This is a genomic window from Hypericibacter sp. (genome assembly GCF_050729195.1).
GTDB lineage: Bacteria > Pseudomonadota > Alphaproteobacteria > Dongiales > Dongiaceae > Hypericibacter.
In genome coordinates this window covers 1-13,530 of the sequence record NZ_JBOHKS010000033.1, presented here as the reverse complement: position 1 = coordinate 13,530, position 13,530 = coordinate 1, and the positions used below count along the sequence as shown (strand labels likewise).

Annotated in this window: 14 protein-coding genes; 8 read left to right on the top strand and 6 right to left on the bottom strand. The window is 65.7% G+C overall.

What is annotated here, in order from left to right:
* Positions 1-64 precede the first annotated feature (64 nt).
* The 4 genes from ACREE8_RS02520 to ACREE8_RS02505 all read left to right on the top strand — a co-directional run bounded on the left by ACREE8_RS02520 (position 65) and on the right by ACREE8_RS02505 (position 3,941).
* A complete protein-coding gene (locus ACREE8_RS02520; protein WP_431571405.1) occupies positions 65-2,146 on the top strand; it encodes a hypothetical protein in 2,082 nt (693 codons plus the stop codon).
* 46 nt (positions 2,147-2,192) lie between these two features.
* The gene (locus ACREE8_RS02515) at positions 2,193-2,753 is read left to right on the top strand and encodes a GrpB family protein (RefSeq protein ID WP_431571404.1); all 561 of its coding nucleotides are present in this window, start codon (positions 2,193-2,195) and stop codon (positions 2,751-2,753) included.
* Between the two features lie 149 nt (positions 2,754-2,902).
* Positions 2,903-3,358, top strand: coding sequence for a hypothetical protein (locus ACREE8_RS02510; protein WP_431571403.1), 456 nt, complete (start codon positions 2,903-2,905; stop codon positions 3,356-3,358).
* A gap of 70 nt (positions 3,359-3,428) precedes the next feature.
* Positions 3,429-3,941, top strand: a complete 513-nt coding sequence (locus ACREE8_RS02505) for a hypothetical protein (protein ID WP_431571402.1) — start codon at positions 3,429-3,431, stop codon at positions 3,939-3,941.
* Between the two features lie 74 nt (positions 3,942-4,015).
* Here the strand turns inward: ACREE8_RS02505 and ACREE8_RS02500 are convergent, their stop codons facing one another.
* Complete coding sequence (locus ACREE8_RS02500; protein WP_431571401.1) at positions 4,016-4,927, bottom strand: LysR substrate-binding domain-containing protein; 912 nt, start codon at positions 4,925-4,927, stop codon at positions 4,016-4,018.
* A 239-nt stretch (positions 4,928-5,166) separates the two neighbouring features.
* Here ACREE8_RS02500 and wrbA point away from each other — a divergent pair, with 239 nt between their 5' ends.
* Entirely contained in the window at positions 5,167-5,769 is a 603-nt protein-coding gene (gene wrbA, locus ACREE8_RS02495) for an NAD(P)H:quinone oxidoreductase (protein WP_431571400.1), read from the top strand.
* Between the two features lie 62 nt (positions 5,770-5,831).
* Here wrbA and ACREE8_RS02490 read toward each other — a convergent pair whose 3' ends face one another.
* Positions 5,832-6,248, bottom strand: a complete 417-nt coding sequence (locus tag ACREE8_RS02490; protein WP_431571399.1) for a hypothetical protein — start codon at positions 6,246-6,248, stop codon at positions 5,832-5,834.
* A 178-nt stretch (positions 6,249-6,426) separates the two neighbouring features.
* Between ACREE8_RS02490 and ACREE8_RS02485 the strand changes: the two genes are divergently transcribed.
* Positions 6,427-7,332 carry an isocitrate lyase/PEP mutase family protein gene (locus ACREE8_RS02485; RefSeq protein WP_431571398.1) on the top strand — a complete coding sequence of 302 codons (906 nt, stop codon included), beginning with the start codon at positions 6,427-6,429 and terminating at the stop codon, positions 7,330-7,332.
* A gap of 175 nt (positions 7,333-7,507) precedes the next feature.
* On the opposite strand, the gene ACREE8_RS02480 is transcribed toward ACREE8_RS02485, so the two are convergent.
* Positions 7,508-7,999, bottom strand: a complete 492-nt coding sequence (locus ACREE8_RS02480) for a PAS domain-containing protein (protein WP_431571397.1) — start codon at positions 7,997-7,999, stop codon at positions 7,508-7,510.
* Between the two features lie 142 nt (positions 8,000-8,141).
* The gene (locus ACREE8_RS02475; protein WP_431571396.1) at positions 8,142-9,443 is read right to left on the bottom strand and encodes an MFS transporter; all 1,302 of its coding nucleotides are present in this window, start codon (positions 9,441-9,443) and stop codon (positions 8,142-8,144) included.
* Between the two features lie 116 nt (positions 9,444-9,559).
* Between ACREE8_RS02475 and ACREE8_RS02470 the strand changes: the two genes are divergently transcribed.
* Positions 9,560-10,471 carry a LysR family transcriptional regulator gene (locus ACREE8_RS02470; protein ID WP_431571395.1) on the top strand — a complete coding sequence of 304 codons (912 nt, stop codon included), beginning with the start codon at positions 9,560-9,562 and terminating at the stop codon, positions 10,469-10,471.
* Here the strand turns inward: ACREE8_RS02470 and ACREE8_RS02465 are convergent.
* Together ACREE8_RS02465 and ACREE8_RS02460 are read right to left on the bottom strand one after the other, a co-directional pair.
* Entirely contained in the window at positions 10,468-11,067 is a 600-nt protein-coding gene (locus ACREE8_RS02465; RefSeq protein WP_431571394.1) for a hypothetical protein, read from the bottom strand. The two genes, ACREE8_RS02470 and ACREE8_RS02465, sit on opposite strands and share 4 nt — an antisense overlap.
* Before the next feature lie 18 nt (positions 11,068-11,085).
* Positions 11,086-12,120 carry a LacI family DNA-binding transcriptional regulator gene (locus ACREE8_RS02460; RefSeq protein WP_431571393.1) on the bottom strand — a complete coding sequence of 345 codons (1,035 nt, stop codon included), beginning with the start codon at positions 12,118-12,120 and terminating at the stop codon, positions 11,086-11,088.
* Between the two features lie 128 nt (positions 12,121-12,248).
* On the opposite strand from ACREE8_RS02460, the gene ACREE8_RS02455 reads away from it, so the two are divergent.
* A complete protein-coding gene (locus ACREE8_RS02455) occupies positions 12,249-13,358 on the top strand; it encodes an ABC transporter substrate-binding protein (protein WP_431571392.1) in 1,110 nt (369 codons plus the stop codon).
* Positions 13,359-13,530 lie beyond the last annotated feature (172 nt).

Here is a 13,530-nt window from a genome sequence, read left to right as displayed (position 1 = left end):
TGCGGGAGGGGGTAGGGGGAGGGGTGACGCGGCGTGATGCGCAACCCGATTTGAAGGTCGCCCCATGACCGCCGGCCATTGGAGCATCGCATTCTCGCCCCTGCTGCCCTGGCCGCTGATCGCGGGCGCTGCGGTCGTGGCCGCGCTGCTGATCACGATTTGCCTGTGGCGGCGCGCGCGCGGAACCTCCTGGCGCGTCCTGGCGCTGCTCGTGCTCCTGGGCGCGCTGGTCAATCCCTCGGCGGTCAAGGAAGAGCGCCGCATGATCGACGATGTCGCGGTGCTGGCGATCGACGAATCCTCGAGCGAGCAGATCGCGCCCAGACCTGAGCAGATCGCGGCGGCGGCACCGGAGATCGAGAAGCGCCTGCGCGCGATCCCCGGCCTCGAGCTGCGCGTGGTGCGGGTCAAGCCCGCCCGCAGCGAGGCCGACAACGGCACCGAGCTGATGACCGCCGTCAAGAACGCCGTCGCCGACCTGCCGCCCTCGCGGCTCGCCGGCGTCGTGTTGCTCTCAGACGGCGAGATCCACGACCTGCCCGAGGATCCCAAGACGCTCGGCATCGACGCGCCGATGCATCTGCTGCTGACCGGCCGCGAGAACGAGGGCGATCGCCGCCTGACGGTGCCGAAGCTGCCGAGCTACGGCATCGTCGGCCAGAAGGTCGAGTTTACCATCCGCGTCGACGATCTGCCGCAAGGGCCGCCCGCGGGCCGCGTGCGCGTCGATATCACGCGCGACGGCGAGGTGCTCCAGCCGGTCTTCGTGCCCACCGGCCAGGACACCAATATCTCGCTCGATCTGCAGCATGCGGGCGAAACGCTGTTCGAGATCAAGGCCGAGGCCGGCCCCGAGGAACTGACGCTCGCCAACAACAACGCCTTCATCACCGTCAATGGCGTGCGCGACCGGCTTCGGGTCCTGCTGGTCTCGGGCGAGCCGCATCCCGGCGAGCGCACCTGGCGCAACCTGCTCAAATCCGATCCCGGCGTCGATCTGGTGCATTTCACCATTCTGCGGCCGCCGGAGAAGCAGGACGGCACGCCGATCAACGAGCTGTCGCTGATCGCCTTCCCGATCCGCGAACTGTTCGAGGTCAAGCTCGACGAGTTCGATCTCGTCATCTTCGACCGCTATCAGCGCCGCGGCGTGCTGCCCCGCGCCTATCTCGAGAACATCGCGCATTTCGTCGAGAATGGCGGCGCATTGCTGGACGCGGCCGGCAGCTCCTATGCCGGCGCCTACAGCCTCTATGATTCGCCGCTCGGCCGCATCTTTCCGGCCGCCCCCACGGGCGAGGTGCTGGAGCAGGGCTTCAAGCCGGTCATCAGCGAAATCGGCCGGCGCCATCCGGTCACGGCGGGCCTGCCCGGCGGCGACAGCAATCCGCCGACCTGGGGCCGCTGGTTCCGCCAGGTCGCGGCGACGACGCAGCAGGGCTCGGCCGTCATGACCGGCATCCAGGGCGATCCGCTGCTGGTGCTGGCGCGCGTCGGCAAGGGCCGCGTGGCGCAGCTGCTTTCCGACGAGATCTGGCTCTGGTCGCGCGGGTTCGAGGGCGGCGGGCCCCAGGCCGAGTTGCTGCGCCGCGTGGCGCATTGGTTGATGAAGGAGCCCGAGCTCGAGGAGGAAGACCTCAAGGCCTCGATCATCGACGGCCATCTGACAGTGACGCGCCGCAGCCTTTCGGCACAACCCAAGTCCGTGACGGTCACCGCGCCCTCGGGCGCGACCTTCGATGTCCCCATCGACGACAAGGGCGACGGGCGGGCGATCGGGCAGTTGAATGTCGAGGAGAACGGGCTCTATCGCATCACCGACGGCACGCGCCAGGCCTTCGCCGCCATGGGCGCGCTCAATTCGAAGGAGATGTCGGACCTCCGCGCCACGCCGGACCTGCTGAAGCCGGTGAGCGAGCTGACCGGGGGGGGCGTGTTCCGCCTCGATGCGGGCGGCGGCAATGTCCCACAGGTCCGCAGCGTCGAGCCCGACCGCACGGCCGCCGGCAGCGGCTGGCTCGGCCTGCGCCGCAATGGCGATTTCATCGTCACCGGCGGCACCGAGCTGCCGCTGCTCCCGGTCTGGCTGCTGTTGCTGCTGGGAATCGGCACCACCCTCGCCGCCTGGCGGCGCGAGGGACAGTAGTTTCTTTGTCTGCAGCTGCTGAACTGTCGAACCGGCAGGTCCCGTCATGATCGAGATCGTCGATTATCGATCGGTTTGGCCTGTGGAGTTTGCCGCGCTCGGTGCGGAATTACGCAGCCGGACGCGAGAGGCTGCGCTCGCGATCCACCATATCGGCTCGACTGCCGTGCCGGGCTTGGCCGCGAAGGATGTCATCGACATCCAGATGACAGTTGCCGATCTGGACTCGCTGCCGTCGGCAGCGATCGAGGCGGCCGGGTTCAAGCGTCATCAGGTCCGGACGGATCATCTGCCACCCGGCATGACATTGCCGCCCGAGCAGTTGGAGAAGCGCCTCTTCACCGGCATCGGGCGCGCCGCCAATCTCCACATCCGGGTGCGTGGACGGTTCAATCAGCGCTATCCGCTGATCTGCCGCGACTATCTGCGCACTCATCCGGCCGCGGCGTCGGCCTATGCCGAGATCAAGCGCCAGCTGGCCCGCCGCTTTCCCACGGATGTCGAGGCTTATTACGACATCAAGGACCCCGTCTTCGATCTCATCATGGCCGGTGCCCAGGAATGGGTCGCACAAACCTCCTGGCAGGAACCGGCGGGCGACGCTTAGAACTCGTCGCTCCGCGGTTGCATCCCCGCATCCCATTGGATCTGTTGAGCGGCTTCGCGGCGTGGAGAGCGCTGCGGCTTCGACCTCCCTATTTCGGCGCTTCGTTCTATAGTGGGCGTTCCGATGACCCAGGGGTGGGGAGGTCGCGAATGCTCGATTCAATCTCGAAGCTGGTGCAGGTGCTCAGCGTCGTGGTCGGCGTCGTCATCAGCATCTGGAGCCTGACCACGGCCCAGAAGAGCGAGGCCGAGGCCCGCGTCAAGGAAGCCGAAACCCGCAAGCTGGAACTGGCCAAGCCGTTCCTCGAGCTGCGCCAGAAATTCTATCTGGAGGCGGTCCATGCGGCGGCCGTGCTGGCCAATCCCGAAGTCGAGACGGAAGAGGATGTCGACAAGGCCCGGAAACGGTTCCGGGAGCTCTATGTGGCCGAACTCAGCATGGTCGAATGCCCGAATGTCGAAGCCTCGATGGTGCATCTGGCGCAAACCATCGACAAGGATCTGACCAAGCTCACGCCGGCCCAGAGCGCCGCGCTCGACCTTGCCCACGCGCTGCGCGACACCTTCGTCATGTCCTGGGAAGTGGCAGGCACCTGCCCGCCCTAGGATCGATCGAGGCAAAGGCGCGTGTGATCACCTATGTTGTAGCGACCGCATGACGAAGGGGAGGCGATCTATGGGCAGGGCATGGCTGTTCAGAGCATTGTTTCTCACCGCGATGATCGGCGGCGGTCCCGCTTTCGCCGATGATGCGCTGTCATACGCGATTCGAAAGGGAATCGAGGGGACCTGGATTTTGGAAGAGTGGAACCTCGAAGGCGCTGTGGTTCGGCCCCCGGAGGCGACGGGGCGTCTTTCTCTCCATGACGACGCGATCGTTATCATGGGCAGTCGGACACGGTTTGGCCAAACCAAATCCTTCTTCGCCTATGGGAGCTATGTGGTTGGCGAGTCGAGCTGGTCGTATGGCTATGGGGCATATAACTTCCTGCAGGAAACGCCGTCGAAGATATCGATCTCCAAAGAGCTGCCCTGGCAAGGGCTCCGACGATTCCAGGCGAGAACAGAAGGCGATAAGCTCATTCTCGATTATGACGGCGGCAAGGCGCAGATCGTCATCTCCGGGAACGATTTCATATACAACGAGAACGGCACGCTGGTGAGGCGGTGGAAGCGAATTGCGCCTTAGCCGAGCGGCCTGACACTTGATCGCTCAAGGCTTATCCCCTCAGTTTCTCAGCAGCGCGAAGTTGCCGGTGCTTCTCACCCCGTCGCGTCCCACTCCACCGGCGGCGTAAAACGCTCGGCGAGGAAGTCAGCGAAGACGCGGACCTTGGGCGAGAGGTGGCGGCCCGGCGGATAGACCAGATAGAGCGCATGGGCCGGCGGCTGCCAGTCGGGCAGGAGCCGCTTGACGCGGCCCGCGCGCAGAGCGGCCGCGACCGAGAAGATCGGCGAGTTGGCGATGCCGATGCCGGCTTCGGCTGCTGCCAGCATCGCCTGGCCGTTGTTGCAGCGGAACCGGCCGTTGATCGGCACGGTGATCGTGCCGTCCGGTCCCTGGAAGCGCCATTCGCCGGGCGTGGCCGACAGCGTATAGACGATGCAGTCATGCGCATTGAGCTCGCGCGGATGCTTCGGCTCGCCGCGCCGCGCGATATAGGAAGGTGCCGTGCAGAGAATGCGCTCGACCGGCGCCAAGCGGCGCACTACGAGCTGGGAATCCGGCAGGTCGGTGCGGATCCGCACCGCCAGATCGATGCCCTCCTCCACCAGATCGACGAAGCGGTCGTTGAAGGAGAGATCGACCGAGAGCTCCGGATGGCGCGCCATGAATTCCGGCAGCAGCCGCGAGAGATAGGGCACGCCGAAGGAGGCCGGCGCCGTCACCCGCAACAGCCCGCGCGGCGCGGCGGTGAGGCGGCCGACCGCCTGGTCGGCCTCGGCCAGATCGTCGAGGATTCGCACGCAGCGATCGAAATAGGCGCGGCCCGCTTCGGTGAGGTTCATGCGCCGCGTGGTGCGGTCGATGAGCCGCGCCCCCAGATCGGCCTCGAGCCGGGCGATATGCTTGCTGACCCCGGCATTGGAGAGGCCGAGCTCGCGCGCCGCCGCCGAGAAGCTCTGGCGGTCGGCGACTTTGCGAAACACACGCAGGGTTTCGAGCCGGTCCACCCCCTGTTTCCTCTTTCTTTCCGCTGATTATTCACAAATCGGGAAATATCCTTTCACAACCCACACTATTTGTCACGAATTGGGCAGAGATTATGCTTTGGCTCCATGGACGGCGGCCCACCATGAAGGATTCCGACAAGCTTTCCCGCCGCTGGCCCTCTTCACTCTTCTCACCCGCTCGGGTTCGCCTTGCAGGAGCTTCTGCGGCGGCCCCTCGTCCATTTCAGGGAGTCCACACGATGACGAAAGTTCTGGTGCTCTATTACAGCGCCTACGGCCATATCGAGGCGATGGCCGAAGCCGTGGCGGCCGGTGCACGCGAAGTCGGCGGCGCGCAAGTGACGATCAAGCGGGTGCCCGAGCTGGTGCCGGAGGACGTCGCCAGAAAGTCCGGGATGAAGCTCGACCAGAAGGCGCCGATCGCGGCCATCGACGAGATCGCCGACTATGACGCCATCATCTTCGGCGTGCCGACCCGCTTCGGCAATATGGCGGCGCAGATGCGCAACTTCCTCGACCAGGCGGGCGGCCATTGGATGAAGGGCTCGCTGATCGGCAAGGTCGGCAGCGTCTTCGCCTCGACCGCGACCCAGCATGGCGGCCAGGAGACGACGATCCTCTCGACCCATGTCACGCTGATGCATCTCGGCATGATCATCGTCGGCGTGCCCTATAGCTGCCAGGAGCTGATGAACATGAAGGAGATCAGCGGCGGCACGCCCTATGGCGCCACCACGCTCTCCAACACCGACGGCAGCCGCATGCCCAGCGAGAACGAGCTCAAGATCGCCCGCTTCCAGGGCAAGCATGTCGCCGGCATCGCGGCGAAGCTGAAGGGGTGAGGTTGAAGACTATCCCTTCCCCCTGAAAGGGGGAGGGGACAAGAACACGAAAGCTCCCCCGCTTACTCCTGCAGCGCCGGCTCCAGCTCGGTGTGATAGATGTCGAGGACCCGCTTCATCTCCGGGTCGTCGCAGCTCTTCGTCTTCTTGAGCTCGCGGATCTCGGTCTTGGCCTGCTCGATCAACGTCAGCCGCCGTCCGGCGCTGATCTCCTCGCCGATGCTGGCCGAGATCGCCTGCGCCAGATTCTCATGCGCGGTCTGGATCTGCTGCGCGCTGGGATCGCCGATGCCCTTCTGCTCGAGCCCCGCGCCCTGGCACAGCACCGCCGCATAGATCGCGCGGTGATAATCGAGATATTCGGTCTCGACCGCGGTGTCGTCGTCGGCGCGGATCGGGGCGGAACTGAAAAGGGCCATGGCGGCCACCAGGCCGGCCTGCAGGGATAAACGGGACAGTCGCGAGGCAAAAGGCGTCATCGCGTGGGCTCCGGGACATGACGGGTCTGGCGGCGGATCGACAGCATAGGGGCACCCTTCCTGCCGGAACAGGCCGAAAGCCGGTGACGACAGGCCAAGCCCGCGGTCTCGCATCGGGGCGGGCCCCGCCGCTATGCTGGCATTCCGCGTCACCCTTCTCCCGCCGGAGCTCTGCCCCATGAAGCGCAGCACCCGTTTCCGCCTGCTGGTCGAAGCCCCCGAGATCCTGTTGTTACCGGGCGTCCATGACGCCCTCACTTTGAGGCTGGCCGAGCAGGCCGGCTTCCAGGCCGTCACCTGCGGCGGCTATGCCGCCACGGCGAGCCTTCTGGGCGTGCCGGACATGGCCCAGCTCGGCATGAGCGAGATGGCGGAGATGTATGCCCGGCTCTGCGATCAAACCGAGCTGCCGGTCTTTGCCGACGCCGATACCGGCTATGGCGGCACCGCCAATGTGGCGCGCACCGTGCGCGCCTTCGAACGCGCCGGCGTCGCCGGGCTCTTCATCGAAGATCAGCTGGCGCCCAAACGCTGCGGCCATATGAAGGGCAAGCAGGTGGTGCCCGCGGTGGAGATGGTGGCGAAGATCAAGGCGGCGCTCGATGCCCGCCGCGACGGCGACCTCGTCATCATGGCGCGCACCGATGCGCGCGCGGTCGAGGGCCTCGAGGCCGCGGTCGAGCGCGCGCAGATCTATCGCGAGGCCGGCGCCGACGTGCTGTTTGTCGAGGCGCCGCTCACGGTCGAGGAGATGGCCTATATCTGCGCCGAGGTCCCGGGCCCCTGCATGGCCAACAATGTCGAGGGCGGCCTGACGCCGATCCTGCCGTCCGCAGCCCTCGACGAGATCGGCTATGCGATGGTGACCTATCCGGTCGCGGCCAGCTACGCGATCGCCCATGCGGTGGCCGGCCTCTATGCCACGCTCGCGCGCGACGGCACCAGCGACGCCTGGCGCCCGAACATGGTCGATTTCGCCGGCTTCAACGAGCTGATGGGACTCTCGCGGTTGCGCGCCGAGGAGGCCGCCTATGACGAACAGGCGCGCGAGATCGTCGCGGCGTTTTCGGCGGAGAAGGATTGAGAATTTCTGCAGCGGCGACGCTGCACCCCTCCCCCTACCCCCTAATTCAATGTGATCGCTTCGCTCTACTTTCAAGCTTCGAACGAGTTCTACGCTAACCACGCCCCCTCCCCTTGCGGGAGGGGGTAGGGGGAGGGGTGCAGTGCATGAAAGCGCCTCGCTTTAACGCGCGCGCCTACTCCCTACTGAACGGCCCGCGCATGAAGCGGAAATGGGCGAGGAGCATGTCGGTCTTGTCGTCGCTCTGGCCCAGCGGCAGCAGCAGGCGCTCCACGTCGTAGGCGGTGCCATGCTCGCGGTTGAAGAAGATCTCGGTCGCGAGCAGTGGCTCGGCCTCGGCTGCGACCTGGCGATACTGGTCGGTGACGTTGGGATAGGCGCGGAAGAAGGCGAACTCGTCGAAGAAGCGCCCGGTGCGATCCTCGCCCGAGGCGCGCGCGACTCGCGTGCCCACCAGGCGGAAGCGGAAGCGCGCGCCGTCATCGACCACATCGACCAGCATGAGATTGGGCAGCAGCGCCACCAGCTCGGCCGGATCCACGTCCGCGCGTGACGGCATGCGCCGCCGGCCCCGCTTCGCCAGCCAGTAATCCAGCAAGGTCCGCTGATCCTTGGCGCCGAGGCGCTGCCTGAATTCGGCAAGACGCGTTTCGACGTCTCGTTCCAACTGTTCCATCCGCCCCTCGCGGGTGCCCGCGATCGCCTTCGCCGGCTTCCCGCCTAGAGTTCGGGATCAGGAGCGCAACCGAGCAAGGGGCATTTCCGTGGCAGTCGGCCGTTAATGACTGTGCCAGGGATTCCGCGGCTCTTCAGGGCTTGCCGGCATTGACCGCCAGCGGCTTCAATCCACGCAACCTGAGCGCGATCGCGAAGGAGACGGCGACGACGAATCCGAGGAAGATCGCGACCGCGTGCCACTGGCCGAACTCCCACATCAGGCCGGAACCCGATCCCAGCACGCTGGAGCCCATATAGAAGAAGAACAGATAGAAGGCCGAAGCGAGCGCCCGGGCGCTCTGGGCGCGCCTGCCGACCCAGCTGCTCACCACCGCGTGAGCGCCGAAGAAGCCGAAGGTGGCGACGGCGATGCCGAGCATCACGACGATCAGGCTCGAGGCCACGGTCAAGGCGAGGCCCGCCGCCATCATGCAGATCATGATCCAGAGGACATGGCGCCGTCCGAAACGATCGGCGACACGGCCGACGACGGTCGAGCCCACCATGCCGACGAGATAGAGCGAGAAGACGGCGCCGAGCAGGCTGGGCCGCAGGTCGAAGGGCGGTGCTGCCAGGCGATAGCCCAGATAATTATAGAGGCTGACGAAGCAGCCCATCATCATGAAGCCGATCGCAAACATCCAAGGCATGCCGGCATCGGCGAAATGCAGCCTCAAGCCCGAGAGGAAGCCCGACAGGGAGAGCCGCGAGGGCTGGAAGTGGCGCGAGGCCGGCAGGCTGCGCCAGAACTCGAGCGCCGCCAGCAACCCGACCGCGCCCAGCACCAGCATCGCCGTGCGCCAGGAGGTCCAGTCGGCGAGCGCCGCCACCATCAGCCGGCCGCAGAGGCCGCCGAGCCCGTTGCCGGCGATATAGAGGCCCATCGAGCGGCCGAGGGAATGCGGATCGATCTCCTCGGCGAGATAGGCCATGGCGACCGCGGGCAGGCCCGCCAGCACGACGCCCAGCAGCACGCGCAAGACCAGGAGCTGGGTGAAATTCTCGGCGAAGCCGCAGGCGAAGGTGAGGAGGGCCGCCGCGAACAGGGCCGCGTTCATGAGCGGCCTGCGGCCGACCCGGTCGGCAATGAGGCTGGCCGGAATGAGCATCAGCGCCAAGGCACCGGTCGCCGCCGAGACCACGCCGCTCGCGGCCGCCGGCGACAGCGCGAACTCGTCGGAGAACATCGGCATCAGGGGCTGCAGCCCGTAGAGCATGGCGAAGGTGGAGAAGCCGCCGAAGAACATGGCGCGCGCGGTGCTCCAGAAGGCGGGCGTACCATGCGCGATGCGGGCGCCGCCGCTGGCCGGTGAGACCGGCATCACGGCTTCCGCCGGGTCGGACTGCAAAGGCAGGCCCGGGGGCGGCAAGGCGGAACTGAGATCGGACGGCATGGAATGCTCGGTGCTTCCCGGAGCCCTCGTAGGGGCCCCACGATCTCGAATCTGGCGTTCTCCGTTCATTCAGTCCAATATATAATATTGGGCCGATTAATATCTTTCAGGTATCGATGGAACTGCGCCATCTCCGCTATTTCCGGGCCGTCGCCGAAGAGCTCAGCTTCACCCGCGCCGCGCGCCGGCTCCATATCGGCCAGCCGCCCTTGAGCCTGCAGATCAAGGCGCTCGAGACCGAGCTCGGCCTCCAGCTCTTCGAGCGCACGAAGCGAAGGGTGTTGCTGACCCCGGCGGGCGAACGCTTCCTCATCAGCACGCGCCAGATCCTGGCGGAAGCGGAGCGCGCGGTCGAGGACGCGCATCGCGCCGCGCGTGGCGAGACCGGCGAGCTGCGGATCGGCTTCACCTCGTCACTGCCTTTCACCACCTTCCTGCCGGACGTCATCCGCGCCTATCACGACAGCTTCCCCAAGGTGACGCTGACGCTGGTCGAGATGTTCACGGCCGGCCAGATCGAGGCGGTCATGGCGGGCCGGCTTGAGATCGGCTTCCTGCGTCATACCGGGCAGGGCGCGCCGCCGGAGCTCCATCTGCGTCCGATCCGCCGCGACCCCCTGCGGCTCGCGGTCCATGCGCGCCACCGTCTGGCGAAGGCACGCTCCGTTTCCTTCGCCCAGTTGCGCGACGAGAACTTCATCACCTACCCCGCCAGTGCCGGCACCGGCATGAGCCTGCCCCTGCGCCAACTGGCGCTGGCGGCCGGCTTCGAACCCAAGGTGGTGCAGGAAGCCCGCGAGGCGACGACCCAGATCGGGCTGGTGGCCGCGGGGCTCGGCGTCGCGGTCATCCCCTCGCCGCTCGAATGTATCCGCGTGCCCGGCGTGCGCTATCTGGCGCTGCGCGACGCCGGCGCTTTCGTCAGCCTCGCCGTTGCCACCCGGCGCGAGCCGCCCTCGCCGCTGCTCGCCGGATTCCTCGCGACGCTCGACAGCAAGATCGACGCCGCGCGCGACCGCAATGGCTAGAGAATTTCCTTCCCGAACCAGCGATAGGCACCGATATCGGTCGGCCGGAACGGGTCCTCGTCGAGATCGACGCGGGTGAAGGGCTCGAGCGCCACATAGTCGGCGAGGCTCCAGACCGCCATGGCACCGGGATCGGGCCCGAGCCGCCCGATGCGCCGCAGCACGAAATTCAAGGTCGCGGCCGGCTGCTTCTTCGCACGGGCCTGGAAATGGCTCGCGATCTGGTCGTTCGAGATCGCGCTCTTGGCGGCGAAATACTCGATATAGAAGAGTTTGCTTTGATCGGCCGCCGGGCCGGTCAGGACCTCGTCATAGCAGCCCGCCTTCTGCAGATGGATGGCGCGGTGGGTCGCGAGCTCATGGGTGTCGCGGATGCCGGCATCCGAATGGAAATGCGCCTCCCATTCGTCCATGCGCTTCATGCCGTCGCATTTCCAAAAGGCCAGATAGCTCGGCATCGGCCCGATCCGCATGGTGCGGCCGAAGGAGCCGACCAGCTGGTCCTCGGGCGCCGTCCAGGCGGCCTGGTTGCCCAGATAGCGGAAGATCTCGAGCGGCATGAAACGGTCGCGCTCGACATACTCGATATAGATCACGTTTGTTTTCCTCCCCGTCTAACCGTTCGCCCTGGCGCGCGCGGTCGTCGCGCGCAGGATCAATTCGTTCGGCAGGATCGTCTCGCGCGGGCGGTTGCCCGCCTGCCCGTTTATCAGATCCAGCAACAACTCCGCGGCGCTGGCGCCCAGCTGCCAGGATTGCGGCCGCACCGTCGTCAGCTCGATCCAAGGCAGGGCCGAGACGAAGATGTCGTCGAAGCCGATGACCGACATCTCCTGGGGCACGCGCAGGCCGCGCTCCTTGAAGAGGGCCATGGCGCCGAAGGCCATGAAGTCGTTGGCCGAGACGATCGCTGTCGGCAACCGGGGGCGACCCATCAACCCGACGGCGGCCGCATGGCCGGACTCGATCGTGTAGTCGCCATAGGCCACCAGCGCCTCGTCGAACGGAATGCCGGCCTGGCGCAGGGCCTTGAGATAACCCTGATAGCGTTCCTCGGCGGCACTGGAATCGGCGCGACCCTTGATGAAGGCGATACGACGATGGCCGAGCGCCAGGAGATGCTCCATCGCCATCCCCACACCGCCCTCATTGTCCATGCCGACATAATGCGTCTTGGCGCTGACATGGCGGCGATTGAGCATCACGAAGGGCACGCGCTCGGCCTGGAGGCGCAGCACATCGTCGCTGTCCGACGCGGTCGAGGCGAGGATGAGGCCGTCCAGCCGCTTGTCGAGCAGATGGCGCAGATAGGCCGCTTCCTTGTCCTTGCGATAGTCGGTGTTGCAGAGCACGAGATTGTACTCCTTGCCCCAGAGCACATCCTCGATGCCCCGCACCACCGCCGGAAAGAACGGGTTCGACACGTCGGCCAGCAGCAGCCCGACCGACCAGGTCTGCTGCAGGCGCAAGGAGCGCGCGAGGCTGGAGGCGCGATAGCCCAGGCTGGCCGCGGCTTCGACCACCCGGCTGCGCGTTGCGGGCGCGACATAGCCTTTGCCGGTCAAGGCGTTGGACACGGTCGAGGGGGCCACCCCGCTGGCCGCGGCCACCTGCTTGATCGTGATCTTGCTGCGGACGGCGTTTGACATCAGGGTCGATTAGCATACAAAATCGATTTTGTATTGAGTTTTATCGCCGTGCCCAAGGCCGCCTGCGGGAACCGCGGGGGCTCATAGAGGAGCGACCGCTCGAAAATAACGATCACGGGGAGGACACCATGGAGAAGCCGACAATGGAGAGCGCCTTGGGCTGCGGGATGAATCGACGCGGTGCGTTGCGCCTGCTGGGCGCCAGCGGATTGGCACTGGTCACGCTGCCGATCTTGAGCAACGGCGCGTTCGCGGCCGAAGACCTGCTCGTCTATGACTGGTCGGGTTACGAGATTCCCGAGCTGCACGAGGCCTACATCAAGAAATACGGGAAGTCGCCGACCATCACCATCTTCGGCGATGACGAGGAAGCCTATCTCAAGATCAAGAGCGGGTTCAAAACCGACCTGGTGCATCCGACCAGCTATGCGATCGGCCGCTATCGCGACCAGGGCCTGATCAAGCCGATCGATACCACGCGGCTCAGCAACTGGCCCGATGTGATGTCGAAGCTGGCGAGCCGTCCGGGCATGAATACCGACGGCCATCAATGGATCGCGCCCTGCAACTGGGGCTACAACTCGGTCATCTACCGCACCGATCTCTGCCAGCCCAAAGAGGATTCCTGGCTGCTGCTCTGGGACGAACGCTACAAGGGCAGGCTCTCGCTCGCGGTCGAGATGGATGGGAGCGTCATTCCCGCCGCCATGTCGCTCGGCATCAAGGACCCCTTCAACATGACCGATGCCGAGCTGGCGCAGGTGAAGGATCACTTGCGCCAGCAACGCGAGCTCAACCGCTTCTACTGGACGGACCCGGCCGAGATCGAGCAGGCGCTCGCCAGCGGCGAGGTGGTCGCGGCCTATGGCTGGATCGCCTCCTACTCGACCCTGAAGAAGCAGGGCGTGCCGGTGGCCTTCATGACGCCCAAGGAAGGCGTATTGGGCTGGATCGACGGTTTCATCATGATGAAGGACGGGCCGGGCAAGGAGCAGAACGCCTACGACTATATCGACGCCTGGCTTTCGCCCGAGACCGGCAAATACGCGATCGAGCAGTACGGCTATGCCCACTCGAACGCGAAGGCATTCGACCTGGTCTCCAAGGATCGCTTGAAGGAGATCGGCATCGCGTCGAAGGACGACATCCTCTCCCAGGGCGTGTTCCTGCAGGAGCAGAAGGCCGAGACGCGCGAGAAATACGTGAAGATGTATGAGGACGTGAAAGCCGGCCAGTAGTCTTCCGATCAGCATTTGCGCTCAGCACAAGGCTCAGGCCAGGAATGACCATTGTACGAGCCAGCCCCTCCCCCTTACCCCCTCCCGCAAGGGGAGGGGGCGTGGATTATTTTTGATTCCCTGAGGTTCTGCCCCATCACTTTTTTTGCGGCGAGGCGGGACACATAAGAAA

What these genes read in the sequence shown, in the direction of transcription:
- ACREE8_RS02520 (WP_431571405.1), top strand. Translation starts at nt 65, where the DNA reads ATGACCGCCGGCCATTGGAGCATCGCATTCTCGCCCCTGCTGCCCTGG.
- ACREE8_RS02515 (WP_431571404.1), top strand. Translation starts at nt 2,193, where the DNA reads ATGATCGAGATCGTCGATTATCGATCGGTTTGGCCTGTGGAGTTTGCC.
- ACREE8_RS02510 (WP_431571403.1), top strand. Translation starts at nt 2,903, where the DNA reads ATGCTCGATTCAATCTCGAAGCTGGTGCAGGTGCTCAGCGTCGTGGTC.
- ACREE8_RS02505 (WP_431571402.1), top strand. Translation starts at nt 3,429, where the DNA reads ATGGGCAGGGCATGGCTGTTCAGAGCATTGTTTCTCACCGCGATGATC.
- wrbA (WP_431571400.1), top strand. Translation starts at nt 5,167, where the DNA reads ATGACGAAAGTTCTGGTGCTCTATTACAGCGCCTACGGCCATATCGAG.
- ACREE8_RS02490 (WP_431571399.1), bottom strand. Translation starts at nt 6,248, where the DNA reads ATGACGCCTTTTGCCTCGCGACTGTCCCGTTTATCCCTGCAGGCCGGC.
- ACREE8_RS02485 (WP_431571398.1), top strand. Translation starts at nt 6,427, where the DNA reads ATGAAGCGCAGCACCCGTTTCCGCCTGCTGGTCGAAGCCCCCGAGATC.
- ACREE8_RS02475 (WP_431571396.1), bottom strand. Translation starts at nt 9,443, where the DNA reads ATGCCGTCCGATCTCAGTTCCGCCTTGCCGCCCCCGGGCCTGCCTTTG.
- ACREE8_RS02470 (WP_431571395.1), top strand. Translation starts at nt 9,560, where the DNA reads ATGGAACTGCGCCATCTCCGCTATTTCCGGGCCGTCGCCGAAGAGCTC.
- ACREE8_RS02460 (WP_431571393.1), bottom strand. Translation starts at nt 12,120, where the DNA reads ATGTCAAACGCCGTCCGCAGCAAGATCACGATCAAGCAGGTGGCCGCG.
- ACREE8_RS02455 (WP_431571392.1), top strand. Translation starts at nt 12,249, where the DNA reads ATGGAGAAGCCGACAATGGAGAGCGCCTTGGGCTGCGGGATGAATCGA.